Origin of the sequence: Arthrobacter sp. AB6 (genome assembly GCF_031844545.1) — a bacterium.
Lineage (GTDB): Bacteria > Actinomycetota > Actinomycetes > Actinomycetales > Micrococcaceae > Arthrobacter.
Genome location: NZ_JAUZVL010000010.1, coordinates 1 through 14680, shown reverse-complemented (window position 1 = coordinate 14680; position 14680 = coordinate 1). Strand labels below are relative to the sequence as shown.

14 protein-coding genes are annotated in these 14680 nt (G+C 66.1%); 11 read left to right on the top strand and 3 right to left on the bottom strand.

Features of this window, described 5'->3' with window-relative positions:
- Window positions 1-3: 3 nt before the first annotated feature.
- On the bottom strand, window positions 4-870 hold the full coding sequence (locus tag Q9R30_RS09995; protein ID WP_311217484.1) for a ribokinase: 867 nt from the start codon (window positions 868-870) through the stop codon (window positions 4-6).
- A 148-nt stretch (window positions 871-1018) separates the two neighbouring features.
- Here Q9R30_RS09995 and Q9R30_RS09990 point away from each other — a divergent pair, with 148 nt between their 5' ends.
- From Q9R30_RS09990 to Q9R30_RS09975, 4 genes are all read left to right on the top strand, one after another.
- Window positions 1019-2461, top strand: coding sequence for an MFS transporter (locus tag Q9R30_RS09990; RefSeq protein WP_311217483.1), 1443 nt, complete (start codon window positions 1019-1021; stop codon window positions 2459-2461).
- 28 nt (window positions 2462-2489) lie between these two features.
- Complete coding sequence (locus Q9R30_RS09985; RefSeq protein WP_311217482.1) at window positions 2490-3491, top strand: nucleoside hydrolase; 1002 nt, start codon at window positions 2490-2492, stop codon at window positions 3489-3491.
- Between the two features lie 73 nt (window positions 3492-3564).
- The gene (locus Q9R30_RS09980) at window positions 3565-4836 is read left to right on the top strand and encodes a S8 family serine peptidase (RefSeq protein ID WP_311217481.1); all 1272 of its coding nucleotides are present in this window, start codon (window positions 3565-3567) and stop codon (window positions 4834-4836) included.
- A 38-nt stretch (window positions 4837-4874) separates the two neighbouring features.
- Window positions 4875-5504 carry a class I SAM-dependent methyltransferase gene (locus Q9R30_RS09975; RefSeq protein WP_311217480.1) on the top strand — a complete coding sequence of 210 codons (630 nt, stop codon included), beginning with the start codon at window positions 4875-4877 and terminating at the stop codon, window positions 5502-5504.
- Here Q9R30_RS09975 and Q9R30_RS09970 read toward each other — a convergent pair.
- Complete coding sequence (locus tag Q9R30_RS09970; RefSeq protein ID WP_311217563.1) at window positions 5501-6580, bottom strand: LacI family DNA-binding transcriptional regulator; 1080 nt, start codon at window positions 6578-6580, stop codon at window positions 5501-5503. The two genes, Q9R30_RS09975 and Q9R30_RS09970, sit on opposite strands and share 4 nt — an antisense overlap.
- Window positions 6581-6800: 220 nt before the next feature.
- Between Q9R30_RS09970 and Q9R30_RS09965 the strand changes: the two genes are divergently transcribed.
- From Q9R30_RS09965 to Q9R30_RS09940, 6 genes are all read left to right on the top strand, one after another.
- The gene (locus Q9R30_RS09965; RefSeq protein WP_311217479.1) at window positions 6801-7286 is read left to right on the top strand and encodes a hypothetical protein; all 486 of its coding nucleotides are present in this window, start codon (window positions 6801-6803) and stop codon (window positions 7284-7286) included.
- A gap of 50 nt (window positions 7287-7336) precedes the next feature.
- Entirely contained in the window at window positions 7337-8497 is a 1161-nt protein-coding gene (locus Q9R30_RS09960; protein ID WP_311217478.1) for a substrate-binding domain-containing protein, read from the top strand.
- Between the two features lie 54 nt (window positions 8498-8551).
- Window positions 8552-10060: a sugar ABC transporter ATP-binding protein gene (locus tag Q9R30_RS09955; RefSeq protein ID WP_311217477.1), complete on the top strand. Its 1509-nt coding sequence runs from the start codon at window positions 8552-8554 to the stop codon at window positions 10058-10060.
- A gap of 3 nt (window positions 10061-10063) precedes the next feature.
- Window positions 10064-11047 carry an ABC transporter permease gene (locus Q9R30_RS09950; RefSeq protein ID WP_311217476.1) on the top strand — a complete coding sequence of 328 codons (984 nt, stop codon included), beginning with the start codon at window positions 10064-10066 and terminating at the stop codon, window positions 11045-11047.
- Window positions 11048-11093: 46 nt separating this feature from the next.
- Window positions 11094-11909: a sugar phosphate isomerase/epimerase gene (locus tag Q9R30_RS09945; protein WP_104997110.1), complete on the top strand. Its 816-nt coding sequence runs from the start codon at window positions 11094-11096 to the stop codon at window positions 11907-11909.
- 67 nt (window positions 11910-11976) lie between these two features.
- On the top strand, window positions 11977-13149 hold the full coding sequence (locus Q9R30_RS09940; RefSeq protein ID WP_311217475.1) for a Gfo/Idh/MocA family oxidoreductase: 1173 nt from the start codon (window positions 11977-11979) through the stop codon (window positions 13147-13149).
- 64 nt (window positions 13150-13213) lie between these two features.
- On the opposite strand, the gene Q9R30_RS09935 is transcribed toward Q9R30_RS09940, so the two are convergent.
- Window positions 13214-13996 (bottom strand): GntR family transcriptional regulator, encoded by a 783-nt coding sequence (locus tag Q9R30_RS09935; RefSeq protein ID WP_311217474.1) that lies wholly within the window; start codon window positions 13994-13996, stop codon window positions 13214-13216.
- 130 nt (window positions 13997-14126) lie between these two features.
- Here Q9R30_RS09935 and Q9R30_RS09930 point away from each other — a divergent pair, with 130 nt between their 5' ends.
- The gene (locus Q9R30_RS09930) at window positions 14127-14504 is read left to right on the top strand and encodes a VOC family protein (protein WP_311217473.1); all 378 of its coding nucleotides are present in this window, start codon (window positions 14127-14129) and stop codon (window positions 14502-14504) included.
- The last annotated feature ends 176 nt before the right edge of the window (window positions 14505-14680 follow it).

Genomic DNA, 14680 nt, shown 5'->3' with positions numbered 1-14680 from the left:
CGCTCACCGAGCGCCGCCGGCTGCGGCAGTCCGCTCCACGTAGTAGCACAGCCGTGCCAAATCCGGCTGCGACGAGGGATCGCCCACGGCGTCCCCGCCCACCGCGTTCGCCACGGCCAGCGCCCGCGAATAGTCCAACCCCTGGCGCAGCGCCAGGACCAGGGCGGCGCAGAACGCGTCCCCCGCACCCACGGTGTTCGCCACCGTGACCGCAACGGAAGGAGCCTCGGCCACCTTCCGGCCGTGCTCAAACATCGCCGAGCCGTCCCCGCCGTACGTCACGGCCACCAGCTTCGCCGAGGCGAGGGCCGGGATCAGGGCGTATTCGCTCTCGTTGACGATCACCAGGTCGCAGCGCTCCAGCAGTTCCGCCGGCAGGTCCATGGCCGGAGCGGCGTTCAGGACGAAATACCCGGGAGTCTTCCGGGCGGCCTCCAGCACCACCGGCAGGCCCACCTCCAGCTGGCACAGCACCGTTTCCTCCGGGCCGAACTCCACCCCGTCCAGCGACAGGTGTGAGTTTGCGCCCGGGCACACCACGATCTGGTTCTCGCCCGCCCGGTCCACCACGATCAGCGCCGTCCCGGTGGCCCCGGGAAGCACCGACACGTCCGCGGTGTCGACGCCGGCACCCGCCAGGGCGTCCAGCATCCGCTGCCCCTGGGCGTCGCCGCCCACGGCGCCCACCATGCGCGCGCTGCCGCCCAGCCGCGCCGCTGCCGCGGCCTGGTTGGCGCCCTTGCCGCCGGGCTGCTCGGAGAGCACGGCGCCGCCGATGGTCTCGCCCGCGGTGGGAAGCCGTTCGGCGGTGGCGATCAGGTCCAGATTGATGCTGCCGACCACGGTGACGGCAGGTCGTGTTGTGTTCATGGGAAAACTCTCTCAGGGGGAGGGCCGGAAGCGGCGGGGGTTTCGAAAAAGTGTAGCGCATGGTTATACTTGTGAGTCATACATGGTTGTATAACAAGTCGAATCGCCATGAAAGACGATCCCTTCTGCTCGAACAAAGGAGTTTGATGTGAACACCCCAACCCCCGCGGCAGCCGCGCCTCCCGCCCAGGGCGGCGCCGCCGTCGTACTTCCCGCGGACCCGCCGAAAGCCGCCGGCCGCCGCGCCGCCCTGCTGATCTCCACCCTGCTGCTGGGCGTGCTGTCCTTCCAGCTCAACGCCAGCATGGTCACCCCGGCGCTGCCGCAGATCGCCGCCGAATTCGGCCAGGGCGCGGACAGCGCCGCCCCCGTCCAGTCCATGTTCTTCCTGGCCGGCGCCATCGCCGGGCCGGTCATCGGCCGCTGGAGCGACTTCATTGGCCGCCGCGCCGCCCTGCTCCTGGTCCTGGGGATCATGGGCGCCGGCACCGTCCTCTGCATCACCGCCCCCACGCTTGAACTGCTGGTCACCGGCCGGTTCCTGCAGGGCGTCTCCAGCGCCGTCTTCGCCCTCGCCTACATCGTGCTCAGCGAAAACCTGCACGCGAAAGTCTTCGGCACCTCCGTGGGCATCATCGCCGCCATCAACGGGGGAGTGGGCGGCGTGGACGGCTACGTGGGCGGGCTCATGGCCGAGACCCTCGGCTTCCGGTCCATCTTCGTCGTCGTCCTGGTCCTGACCGCCATCGCAGCCGCCTGCATCATCAGAATCGTCCCGGCCGGACGGCCGCAGGGCGTGCGCGGCGCCATGGACTGGTGGGGCGCCGGGTCCCTCTCGCTGTTCCTGGTGTTCACCACCTACTTCGTCTCCGGCGGATCCGCCGAGGGCTGGACCGCGCCGTCCACGCTGGCCCTGCTGGCCGGCACCGTGGCGTCCTTCGCCGCGTTCTGGATGATCGAGAAGCGCCGCAGCCACCCGCTGATCGCCGTCCACCACCTGCGCTCCCGCCAGGTGTGGCCGGTCATCGCCACCACCGTCCTCACCCTCGCCGGCATCTTCGCCATCATCAACTTCACCGTGGTGCTGCTGAGCCAGGATCCCGACGGCGGCTTCGGGCTCAGTGCCTCCATCTCGGCCCTGCTGTTCCTCACCCCGGCCGCGCTGATCGGCGTGTTCGCCGCGCCCCTGGCCGGATGGCTGGCGGACCGGCGCGGCTGGATCCGGACCCTCCGGTTTGGCACGGGGCTGAGCCTGGCCTGCGCCGTCGCTGCCGCCGCCTTCTCGGACAACCAGATTTCGGTGTTGGTCGCCGTCGCCGCCCTGGGCATCTTCTACAACGGCTTCTTCCTCACCGCCATCAACGGGCTCTCGGTGCTGCTCTCACCCAAGGAGGCCCCGGCCGCCCTGCCCGGCATCAACGGCGCCTCATTCGGCATCGGGGCGAGCCTCGGCGTCGTCCTCGTGGCGCCGTTCGCCGCGCAGGCCACCGCCGCCGGGTACGCCACCGCCCTCTGGATTTCCGTGGGCATCACCGCCGCCGCGTTCATCACCAGCCTCTTCGTCGCCGCCCCCAAGGGCGAGACCGTCTGACCCCTTATCCCATTCGAAGGAATCTATTGTGACTGCCCCCCTTTACCTGGACTGCGACACCGGCATCGACGACGCCCTCGCCCTGGCCTACCTCCTCGCTTCGCCTCGTGCTGACGTGGTGGGGATCGGGACCGTCAGCGGCAACGTCAGTGCCGCCGCCGGCGCCCGCAACACCCTGGACCTGCTGGCGCTCGCCGGTGCCGCTGATGTGCCTGTGGCTCTTGGCGCACACGACCCGCTTGTTGGCTCGTTTGCCGGCGGGGCGCCGTGGGTGCACGGGGAGAACGGGATCGGGGAGGTTTCCCTGGCGCCTTCCGCTGCTCCGCTTGCGGCGGAGTCCGCGGCGGAGATGCTGGTGCGGCTGGCGCGTTCCCATCCGGGTGCGCTGCGCGTGCTGGCGATCGGCCCGCTGACCAACATCGCCGAGGCTTTGCGGCTGGAGCCTGCGCTGCCGTCCCTGGTGGAGTCGGTGACGGTGATGGGCGGGGCCGCGCTGGCGCCGGGAAACATCACGCCCGTGGCGGAGGCTAACATCTGGCACGACCCCGAGGCCGCCGCCATAGTGCTGGCCGCGGAGTGGGATGTCACCCTGGTGCCGCTGGACGTGACCATGGCCTCGGTGCTGGAGGAGCCGCACCGGCAGGCGCTGCTGGCGTCCTCCGCGCCGGTGCCGCGGGCGCTGGGGGAGATGCTGGGCTACTACTTCCGGTTCTACGAGGGCATCTACGGCCGGCCCTGCTCCGCGATGCACGATCCGCTGGCGGCGGCGCTCGCTGTTGGTGCTGTTAAGCCTGCCCTGGCACCCGTGGTGCGCGCCGCCGTCGACACCTCCGACGGGCCCTCCCGCGGCCAGACCGTCTGCGACCTGCGCGGGCTGTACGCGGGGTACCCGGAGGTGAAGGGCGCGCGGTGCCGCGTGGTCCTGTCGCTGGAGGAGGACTTCGCCCCGCACCTGGTGGAGACGCTGCTTGGCTTCCCCTTCGGCGCAGGTTCGGAAAGCACGACGGCGGCACTCACCTCCGCCGGGTAGGTGGCCTGGGCTGTCCGAAGACTTTTTTGGCCGGTATCTATCCAGCCAGCGAAGGTTGCCGCAAGATAGGCACATGAAAAGAACTGTTGTCGCGGGTTTCGCGGCGCTCATGATGGGGTTTGGCGCTCTCACCTTCGCGGTCCCGGGCAACGCGGCCGGCCAGCCGACGCACGTCCCGGGGCAGATCCTCGTTAAATTCAGGGACAACGGCGCGGCGGCCGGCGTGCTGCGCCAGCACGGCCTCAGCGACGGTCCCGGGGTTGGCAGCACCGGGGCCCGCCTCATCAAGGTACCGGCCGGTAAGGAACTGCAGCTCATCGCAGCCCTCAGCCGGAACCGGGCCGTCGAGTATGCCGAGGCCGACCAGGTGGCCACCGTCGCTACTGATAACTCCAACGTCGACTACGTCCCCCGCCAGTACGCCTTGCAGAACACGGGCCAGGGCTTCTGGAATACGCGCGAAACCACATACGTAGCCCCGGGGAAACCCGACGCCGACGTGGACGCGGTCGAAGCCTGGGGCGGAGGCGAAACGATCGGTGCCGGCATCAGGGTGGCTGTGCTCGATACGGGCGTGGCCAGTGACAACCCGGACATTGCAGTCAAGGTTGATGCACACAAAAACTTCAGTACCGCGGCAAACGGTGAAGACAAGTACGGCCACGGCACCCACGTGGCGGGCATCATCGCTGCAACCAGAGACGCGGTTGGTGTCACGGGGGTGTGCCCGGGCTGCAGGATCCTGGACGGCAAGGTCCTGAACGACAGCGGCTCCGGTTCCACCTCAAGCATTGCCAACGGCATCGCCTGGGCCGTCAGCCTAAAAGCCCAAGTCATCAACATGAGCCTGGGCCAGCGCGTTTCATCACGGACCCTCGAAGCCGCGGTCAATGACGCCTGGACGGCGGGTGCGGTGATCGTCGCGGCGGCCGGCAACGGAGGTACCCAGTCCAAGATCTACCCGGGTGCCTATCCAAACGTGATCGCCGTCGCGGCGACGGACAACAAGGACGCCAAGGCGTCGTTCTCCACCTACGGCAAGTGGGTGGACGTCGCTGCGCCCGGTGTCAGTGTTTACTCGACCTTCCCCAACGGGAGTTTCCAACTCGCTACCCAGAACGGCCGCGCCCATGGCTACGACATAGCCAGCGGCACGTCGATGGCCTCACCCGTCGTGGCCGGTGTGGCCGGGCTGGTGCGGGGCAAGTATGCCAGCGCCGACAATGCATCAGTCCGGACCATCATCGAATCGACTGCTGATCCGATCGCGGGCACGGGTACCTACTGGTTCCATGGCCGCGTGAACGCCTACAAGGCGGTCGGCGGCACAGCGCCCGGAGTTTAAAGGGTCGGCCGGCGAGGCCCGGTACAGGAGTGACCAATATGGCAGTCCATCATCGGGTCTTCGCGCGGCTCTACCCGGTGGTGGGTAAGGCGATGGAGCGCGGCGGCATGGACCAGCGCCGCCAGGAGTTGCTCACCGGCCTCTCCGGCGAGGTGGTCGAGGTAGGTGCCGGCGACGGGCTTAACTTTCCGCACTACCCGCCCGCCGTCACCCGTGTCCTGGCCGTGGAGCCGGAACCGCACCTGCGGCGCCTCGCCCGCGAAGCGGCCAGCCACGCTCCGGTACCGGTCGAGGTTGTTGATGGTCTCGCGGAGAGGCTTCCCTGCACTGACGGCAGCGCCGACGCGGTGGTTGTGTCGCTCGTATTGTGCTCGGTGGCCGACCAGACGGCGGCGCTGCGGGAAATCCACCGTGTGCTCAAACCGGGCGGTCGGTTGCGTTTCCTCGAACACGTCCGGGCGGACACGCCCGGTCTCGTCCGGCTTCAACGAGTGCTCGATGCCACCCTCTGGCCCCGTGTGGCCGGGGGATGCCACACGGGCCGCGACACCGCTGCGGCCATTGAACGCGCCGGGTTTACCATCAAGAGCCTGGACCGGTACCTGTTTCCGGGCGCCCGCACGCCGGTCTCCTTCCACATCCTCGGCACCGCCATCCGCGGCGGCTAAGGCTGATGCGGCACATTGCTGCTATGGGCGTCAGCGCGGGCGGAGCTGTTACGCACAACAAGAGTGGGTGCGATTGGCGTACGGTCCACGTCCCGCCCTTCCATTGCACCAAGAAGCACTTCCATGCTCATGAGCGCCAAGGCGGTGAAGTCTTGGCGCACGGTGGTCAGGGGTGGCAGGAAGTAATCCGAGCCTTCAATATCGTCGAAGCCTACGATGCTGACATCATCCGGGACGCGGACGCCGTTTTCGGCGAAGGCGCGTATGACCCCCAGGGCGGTGTGGTCGCTGGCGGCGAAGATGGCCTGGGGGATTTTTTCTTCCCGGACGAGCCGGAGGCCGGTCTCGTATGCCCACCGGGGGCTCCAGTCACCCTCGAGGCACAACCCTGGTTCTAGTCCTGCGTCACGGAGCGCGGCCTCCCAGCCACGCTTGCGCACGCGTCCGTCGAACCAGTCCATGGAGCCGGCGAGGTGGGCGATATCCGTGTGGCCCAGGTCGATAAGGTGCTGGGTGGCCAGCCGCGCCCCGAGTTCCTGGTTTTCCGAATACGTAAAGACGTTCGGAGTGGATGATGCTCCGGCCGCGATCATCTCCACCGGAACGCGGAATGACGCATTCCAGACGGCCGCGGCCATCTCCACCAGGGGAGCGATGACAATGATTCCCCCCACACCGGTATCGTCCAGGGTGTCCAGGGCTGCCTGCACGGACTCTTCGTCGGGTTGTTCGACGCTGATGACGGTTGTGGCGTAGCCCTTCTTGCGGGCGACGTTCTCGAGGGCCATCAGTGTCCCCACCGGGCCAAACCGCGGGGAGCCGTCAGAGAGGATGCCGATGGAGGTCGACCGGCTGGTGACCAGCGCGGTGGCTGCCCGGTTCCGGCGGTACCCGATGTCCTTGATGACCTGCAAAACACGCTGGCGCGTAGCCGCGCTTACGTCCGGCGCGTCATTGAGTACCCGCGAGACCGTTCCGAAGGAGACGCCGGCGGCTTGGGCCACGTCCATGATGGTGGGCTTCCGGCGCAGCGGGGCATCCGCTAGCTTCTCCTTCGCCTCACGGGAAACCGACATCCCTGCCACGTTCTCTCCTGTCTTGCACCTCCCGGACCGAACCAATGGGTTCCGTGCGTTTTCAATCCTACGTCGGCCGCACGTCCCGGCGGCCTGAAGCCGCTGCCCGCGTGATGCTTGACACAATCCTCCGTGAACGTTTACGATGAGGTCCGTAAACGTTTACGGTCGGTTCGTAAACGCTTACGGAGGTAGCACGTTCAATGAGGAAAGGAGCGGGATGGCTGACAGCAGCATCGTCTACGCACTCGCGCTCGATCCCAGCACTGGGCTTCGAAATGTCGACCCGGCCCAGTGGGCAAATTTGGAAGTGCTCCTGAGGGATACAGCGCCCAGCGATCTCGCAGCCGCTGTCCGCACCTTCGTCTCCGCCGGTTCCTCGGCCGTCGTCGGAATTTTCGATGGCAACCTGCTCTGGGCAAGCCTGGTTGTCTCTGTGGACCACTCCGGCGCACCCGCGTCCGTGTCCACGATTGCCGGTCCGATGGCCCAATCGGGCGGGGAAATGGCTAAAGCCGCAGGCGAAGCGGTGCGGTGGGTCCAAGCCCACCAAGGGCCCTGTTCCCTGGGCCTTTTCGTCGACAAGGTGCATGCAGAGGCGCTCCTGAAAGCTTCAGACAAAGCCGCCGCTCTACGCACAGCCTCGGCCGCCGGCGGACTCGTCCTCTCGCCGGTTCCCCCTGCCCTGGCAGTAGCGCTCGCCTGATCCATCCCACGCACCCACCCCATCCATCCACTCAAAAGCACTGGAGAACAATGATGATCCGCAGGCTTCCCATCGTGGCCCTGGCCGCAGCCCTGTCACTTTCTGTCGCTTCCTGCAGCAGTTCCACAACTGCCACGTCAAACGCCCCCGACGCCGGCGTGTCCGAAAAAGCCCAGCAGGCCCTTGACAAGATCAAGGGGCAGGTTCTGAGCAAGGGCCCCAACGGCGAGACGCCCTCGCCAGCGTCCGTCGCGGATTTGACTCCCGAAGAGATCGCGAAGGTCAAGGGACTCAACGCCAAAGCCGCAATCGTGATGCACTATGGCGGCAACGACTGGGCCACAGCCCAGGTAAACGGACTTAAGAGCGAACTTGAGAAGCTCGGCATCAAGGTCATCGCCACAACCGACGCGAACTTCAAGCCGGACAAGCAGGTCTCGGACATCGAGACTGTCATGACGCAGGATCCGGACATCATCGTTTCCATCCCAACGGACCCCGTGGCCACGGCCTCCGCGTACAAGAAAGCCGCGGATGCCGGCACGAAGCTCGTCTTCATGGACAACGTCCCCCAGGGGCTGACCGCCGGCAAGGACTACGTCTCTGTTGTTTCGGCCGACAACTACGGCAACGGCGTCGTCTCCGCCCACCAGATGGCCAAAGCGCTCGGGGGCAAGGGAAAGATCGGACTCGTCTTCCACCAGGCCGACTTCTTCGTGACCAAGCAGCGCTACGACGGATTCAAGGAAACCATCACGAAGGAGTACCCGGAGATCCAGATCGTCGAGGAAAAGGGCATAGCCGGTCCGGACTTCGCTGGAGATGCGCAGGCAGCTGCGAACGCCATGCTGAGCAAGTACCCTGACCTGGCCGGCATCTGGGCGGTGTGGGACGTTCCCGCCGAGGGTGTCATGGCTGCGGCCCGTGCCGCGGGCCGCCCGGACCTGAAGATCGCCACCGAGGACCTCGGCAAGAATGTCGCCATCGCCCTGGCCAAGGACGAACTCGTCATCGGCCTCGGAGCGCAGGTTCCGTTCGACCAGGGTGTTACAGAGGCACGGCTGGCTGCCGGCGCGCTCATCGGCAAGGAAGCGCCCGCCTATGTGGCGTTGAGTGCCCTCCCGGTTGACCACTCCAACGTCCTGGAAGCCTGGAAGCAGGTCTACCACGAGGACGCCCCGAAGGACATCCAGGACTCCTACAAGCAGTAGCCAGACCCGACGGCGCGGGGGCTCCAACCCCCGCGCCGCGCCGAAAGGGCAACCATGAACACCGCAGACAATGTCGTCGAAATGCGCTCGATCTCCAAGGGCTTCAACGGCGTTTCCGTGCTGAAGGACGTCGCCTTCGACGTCCGAAAGGGCGAGGTCCACGCACTCGCAGGCGGCAACGGCGCCGGGAAATCCACGCTCATGAAGATCCTCCAGGGCGTCTATCAGGCAGACGCTGGAGAGATCCTCATAGGCGGGGAACTGGCCGCCATCAACTCGATCCAGGACGCGAAGGCCGCCGGGATCGGGATGGTTTTCCAGGAATTCAGCCTGGTACCGAGCCTGACCGTTGCACAGAACATCTTCCTTGCCGCCGAACCGCTCGGCAGGGGCGGCCTCATTGACGACCGTACCGCGGTGAAACGGGCCCGGGAGGTTTTCTCCGAGATGGAGGTCGACGTCGACCCCCGTGCGGAGGTCGCCCGGCTGGGGACTGCATACTGGCAGCTGACCGAGATCGCCAAGGCCCTGGCCCAGAACGCCCAAGTGCTGATCATGGACGAACCCACTGCCAGCCTGGCCCGGCACGAGTCCGAGGCGCTCTTCGAACTGATCGACCGCCTCAAGCAGCGGGGCATCTCCATCATCTACATCTCGCACCGCATGGACGAGGTGTACAGGCTCGCTGACCGGATCACCATCCTCCGCGACGGCCGCCACCTGCTTACCGCGCCACTGACCGACGTCACTCCCGAACAGATCGTCGAAGGCATCGTGGGCAAGAAGATCGAGGGCCAGCTTTCCTACCGCGCACGGGACCATGCGGTGCACGACGGCGCGCCCCTGCTGGAGGTGCGCGGGCTTAACGCCGGGCACCGGGTACGGGACGTTTCCTTCACGCTCCGGTCCGGTGAGATCCTCGGCCTGGCAGGGCTGATGGGAAGCGGACGCACCGAGCTCGCCCGTGCCCTCTTCGGCATCGACAAGGTGGACAGCGGTGACGTCCTCCTGCGGGGCAGGAAGGTCAACCTTGCCTCGCCCCAGCAGGCCATCAATGCCGGCGTCGCCCTCATCCCGGAGGACCGCAGGGCACAAGGCCTGGTACTGGAGCATTCCGTCCAGGACAACCTGCTGCTTCCCCTCCTTGGGCAGATCCAGCGGGGACCACTCCTCGACGGCGCCAAGGGCAAGGAATTGTCCTCGTCGCTGATCAAGAGGTTCGCGGTCAAGGTGGCCCACCCCAACCGCCCGGTGCGGCTCCTCTCGGGCGGCAACCAGCAGAAGGTGGTCATCGCCAAGTGGCTGGGCACCGATCCGGACATCCTGATCCTGGACGAGCCAACGGCCGGCGTGGACATCGGCACCAAAAGCGAAATCTTGGACATGATCCGTGAGCTGGCGAGTGCCGGCAAAGCCGTCATCGTCATCTCCTCCGAGTACCCCGAACTACTCGCGGTCAGCGACCGCGTCCTCGTCCTCAGGGACGGCTCCATCATCCGCGACATTCCCCGCAGCGAGATCGCTGACGAGGAGTATCTCCAACTTGCAGTCCAGGGAGTCTGAACAGTGAGCAAGGCAAACACCATCGCGCCCCGGGACACCGCGGCCCGCAATTTCGGCACCGTCCTGAAAGAACTCGACTGGCGGCGCTACGTCATCTACATCGGCTTCGTCGTCGTCTTCCTCTTCTTCGCCATTCTGCTGCGCGACCAGGGCTTCCTGTCGCCGAACAACCTGTTGAACATCTTCCGGCAGACCGCCACCATCACCGTCATCGCCGTGGGCATGACCTACGTAATCGCATGCGCGGAGATCGACCTGAGCGTCGGATCCGTGGCCGGCCTCTCCAGTGTCTGCACCGCGATGGCACTGTCCCAGTGGGGGCTGATTCCCGGCATCCTCGCGGGCCTCGCCGTCGGACTCGTGGTCGGATCAGTCAACGGTGCGCTTGTCAGCCTCCTCGGCATCCCGTCCTTCCTGGTGACGCTCGGCATGCTGGGGATAGCGGTCGGCGTCGCCCAATGGATCACAGCCTCGGCGCCCCAGCCCATCCTGAACGACACATTCAACATGCTGTTCGGATCCGGCAACTTCGGTCCCGTTCCAGGGCTGGTGGTCTGGAGCGCCATCTTCGTGGCCATCGGCGCCGTCGTACTGAACCGCACCAGGTTCGGCCGCCAGGTCCTGGCTACAGGAGGCAACCGCAATGCCGCAGAGTTCACCGGCATCAACACCAAGCGCATCAAATTCCAGGTGCTCCTTATCTCGGCCGTGGCGGCAAGCGTCGCCGGCATGCTCTACGCCGGCCGCCTCCAGTCCGGACGGTTCCAGTGGGGATCGGGAGACGAACTCTCTGCCATCGCCGCCGTCATCCTGGGTGGAACCAGCCTCTTCGGCGGGTTCGGCTCCATCATCGGCACCCTCTTCGGCGCCCTGCTGATCGGCCTGATCAACAACGGACTGATCCTCGCCGGACTCGACAGCAGCCAGCAGCAGGTTGTCCGCGGCGCCATCATCATCCTGGCCGTCGCTATGGCCCGGAAGAAGTAGCACACATGACTCTCAACTCTTCTTCGGCTCCTGAAAGGCACAAGCAATGAAACTTGGTTACTGTTCCATCACCTGGGGCGGCGTGGTGGGCCACGCCCAAGGCGTGACGAGCGTCAAGGACCTCTTTTACCTGACCCACGGGTCCATGAAGGACGCCGTCCGGGACATCGCATCCGTCGGCTACGAGGGTGTTGAGATGTTCGACGGCAACCTCGCGGAATACGCGGAAAAGCCCGAGGAGCTCAAAGAAATCCTCGCCAGTTCCGGGGTATCCCTTACAAGCGTGTACACGGGTGCGAACTTCATCTACGCCGATATCCTTCCGGACGAGCTGCACCGGATCCACCGGGCTGCCGAGCTGGCCGCAGACTTCGGAGCTGAACGGCTCGTGGTTGGAGGGGGAGCACGGCGCGCGGCCGGAACCACCGAAGAGGACTACCGCCGCCTCGGCGAGGCCCTTGACAACGTCACGGACATCGCCGAAAGCTTCGGGCTGTCGGCGAGCTACCATCCACACCTGACCACCATCGTGGAAAGCCCGGACGAGCTGGACAAGCTCATGCCGCTCACACGGATCGGTTTCTGCCCCGACACCGCCCATCTTGCGGCCGGCGGAGCAGATCCGGCCGCGGTCATCCGGAAGTACCCCGACAGGATCCGGCACGTCCACCTCAAGGACTTCCGGCAAGACCCTTTTTCCTTCCTCCCCCTGGGCCAGGGCGAACTCGACTTCCCGGACATCCTCGCGGCAATCCGGGAAAGCGGCTACGACAGCTGGCTCATGGTGGAACTCGACGGCTACGACGGGGATCCCCGGGAAGCGGCCGAGATCAGCAAGAAGTACCTCGAGAAACTCCTCTGACCATCCTGACCACCAGGGACAGCCACAGCAGGCAACTCCCGCCTTTTCCGAAAGGAACCTGATTCACATGCAGAACCTCAACGTCGGCCTCATCGGAGGCGGCTTCATGGGCAAAGCCCATTCCTTGGCTTATGCCGCTATGCCCATGTTCTTTTGGCCCGCCCCGGCCCTCCCGGTCCGCAAGGTCATCGCTGAGGCCAACCCGGAACTGGCCGCCGAAGCGGCCCGCCGCTTCGGCTTCGAGAATTCGACCTCGGACTGGCGCAGCATCATCGACGATCCGGACATCCACGTCGTAGATATTGCTACGCCAAACCACCTCCACGCAGAAATCGCGATCGCCGCGGCCGAAGCAGGCAAGCACATCATCTGTGAGAAACCGCTGGCGCGCACGGGCGAAGAATCAAAAGCCATGTACGACGCGGTGAAGGATAAGAACATCGTCCACATGGTCGCCTTCAACTACCGTCGCACTCCCGCGGTCGCGCTGGCCAAGAAATACATTGAGGAAGGTTCCATCGGCCGAATCCTCAGCTTCCGCGGCACCTACCTGCAGGACTGGAGCGCCGATCCCAACTCCCCGTTGTCCTGGCGTTTCCAGAAGTCGATCGCGGGGTCCGGCGCCCTAGGCGACATCGCAACCCACGTCATCGACATGGCCCGTTACCTCGTCGGTGAGTTCAGCTCCGTCAACTCCGTCCTGTCCACCTGGATCCCGGAGCGCCCGCTCCAAACGGGCGGCGCTGACGCACTCGGAACGGTGCGGGGCGGAGAGGGCCCGCGCGGCGAAGTTGACGTGGACGATGAGGTGATGACGATGATCCGCTTCGCCAACGGCGCCGTCGGATCCCTTGAGGCGACGCGCAACGCGTACGGAAGGAACAACTACATCACCTTCGAAATCCACGGAACCGAAGGAAGCATCGTCTTCAACTACGAACGGCGCGACGAGCTCCAGGTCTGCTTCGCCTCCGACCAAGGCGACCGCCGCGGATTCCGCACCGTTTACACCGGCCCGGCCCATCCCTACGGAGAAGGACTCTGGCCCATTCCGGCCCTCGGCATCGGCTACGGGGAAACGAAGATCATCGAAGCCTACGACTTCTTCAAAGCCATTGCGGAAGGCGGAAGCGTGAGCCCCAATTTCGCAGACGGCTACCAGACCGCACTCATCGACGACGCAATTGTCGAATCGGCTGCAAAAGACTCCTGGGTCGAGGTCCCACAGATCACCGCTTGATCCTAGGGGAGGGACGGTGAAGAGCCGTCCCTCCTCCGGTTGCGGACAGCCCTGGCTGACTGGGTCAGGACTGGAACTGCTGCATCACCGAGAGGTGCCCGGCCCGGGCCGAGACCAGGCATTTGGCCAGGTAGAAGGGCCGGTTGCCGTTCCGCACGTACTGGGTCAGGACCAGCACCGGGTCCGATGGACGCAGGTCCAGCAGCTTCGCCCGGCTGGGGCCCACCTGGCTGAGGCTGATCTGGCACTCGCCCGGCCCGGCCAGCCGGCCCAGCTGGTTGTTGAGCGCGGCAAGCAGGGTGGCGCCGCCGTCGTCCTCTATCTCAAGGGGCGCGGCGGCGCCCTTGCCGAAGCTGACGGGCTGGGCGGTGACATTTTCCTGCAGGTGGGCGATCGCCTCGCCGTCGCGGATCAGGACCGATTCCCAGAGCCAGCAGTCGGTGCCGGGTTCGACGCCGATGCCGGGGGCGACGAATTCGGAGGCGGCCTGCCGGACCACCTGGGTGCGTTTGACCTCCACCTGCTGGCCGGGGCTGCCGAGGACGTCCTCGAACGGCTGGATGCGCTCGATGCCGATGCGGGGGAGCGTGTCCGAGACGAAACGCCCGACGCCGCGCCTTGCCCTGATGAGCCCGTCCTCTTCGAGCAGCATGAGGGCTTCGCGGACCACCGTGCGGCTGACCTTCATGTCCGTGCCGAGTTCCGTTTCGGTGGGGATCATGGAACCGGGCGTGAGCAGGCCGTTGCGGATGGCCGCGGCGATCCGCGAATACACCGCGACGCGCAGGGGAGCGCCGGGCTGGGCAGCCACAGGCTGGGACAGGAACCGGGCGGCGTCCTGGTGCACGATATGCCTCGCTTGCTTGTGGTGGATCCGGTGTCGGTCCGGGGATTCCAGCCTAATGCAACGTCTGACGCGTGTGTTGGACAAGGGGGGGTGCTGACTGTGCGGGCAGGGCCTCCGTACACTGGGGACCATGGTCTCCCGTATCAGCGAACTGGTCCTCAACTGCGCCAATCCGGAACTCCTGGCAGGGTTCTGGAGCGATGTCCTCGGCTACGTCGAGCTTGGCCGGGAGGACGGTGCCATCGAGATCGGCCCGCCGGACGCCGGGTTCGGCGGCCTGCAGCCCACCATCATCCTGAGCCCGAGCAGCAACCCGCGGACCGGGCGCCTCCCCCTGCACATCGACGTCAACCCCATCGACCGGGACCAGGACGCCGAGCTGGAACGCCTGCTTGCCCTCGGGGCCCGCCCGGCCGACGTCGGGCAGGCAGGCGACGAGCCATGGCACGTCCTGGCCGATCCCGAGGGCAACGAGTTCTGCCTCCTGCGCAAGCGGCTTGACGCCTGACCTGGCACTGAGCTGCCCGGGCGGCATGGTCCCAAAGGGGGGAAAAGAAAAGATGAAAGCCTTGGCTTCGGTTTCGCTGGCGGAGTTGCTTGTGCAGCTGCTGGCAGCGGGCTCTCATTCGACGTGTCCCACCTAGGCGGCGTCGCAGGCGCCCGGGCGCGGGTCAGTGACCTCCC

Bases quoted from the DNA above. Each gene is read 5' to 3' on its own strand.
- Q9R30_RS09995 (WP_311217484.1), bottom strand. From the start codon at position 870: ATGAACACAACACGACCTGCCGTCACCGTGGTCGGCAGCATCAATCTG.
- Q9R30_RS09980 (WP_311217481.1), top strand. From the start codon at position 3,565: ATGAAAAGAACTGTTGTCGCGGGTTTCGCGGCGCTCATGATGGGGTTT.
- Q9R30_RS09975 (WP_311217480.1), top strand. From the start codon at position 4,875: ATGGCAGTCCATCATCGGGTCTTCGCGCGGCTCTACCCGGTGGTGGGT.
- Q9R30_RS09970 (WP_311217563.1), bottom strand. From the start codon at position 6,580: ATGTCGGTTTCCCGTGAGGCGAAGGAGAAGCTAGCGGATGCCCCGCTG.
- Q9R30_RS09965 (WP_311217479.1), top strand. From the start codon at position 6,801: ATGGCTGACAGCAGCATCGTCTACGCACTCGCGCTCGATCCCAGCACT.
- Q9R30_RS09960 (WP_311217478.1), top strand. From the start codon at position 7,337: ATGATGATCCGCAGGCTTCCCATCGTGGCCCTGGCCGCAGCCCTGTCA.
- Q9R30_RS09955 (WP_311217477.1), top strand. From the start codon at position 8,552: ATGAACACCGCAGACAATGTCGTCGAAATGCGCTCGATCTCCAAGGGC.
- Q9R30_RS09945 (WP_104997110.1), top strand. From the start codon at position 11,094: ATGAAACTTGGTTACTGTTCCATCACCTGGGGCGGCGTGGTGGGCCAC.
- Q9R30_RS09940 (WP_311217475.1), top strand. From the start codon at position 11,977: ATGCAGAACCTCAACGTCGGCCTCATCGGAGGCGGCTTCATGGGCAAA.
- Q9R30_RS09930 (WP_311217473.1), top strand. From the start codon at position 14,127: ATGGTCTCCCGTATCAGCGAACTGGTCCTCAACTGCGCCAATCCGGAA.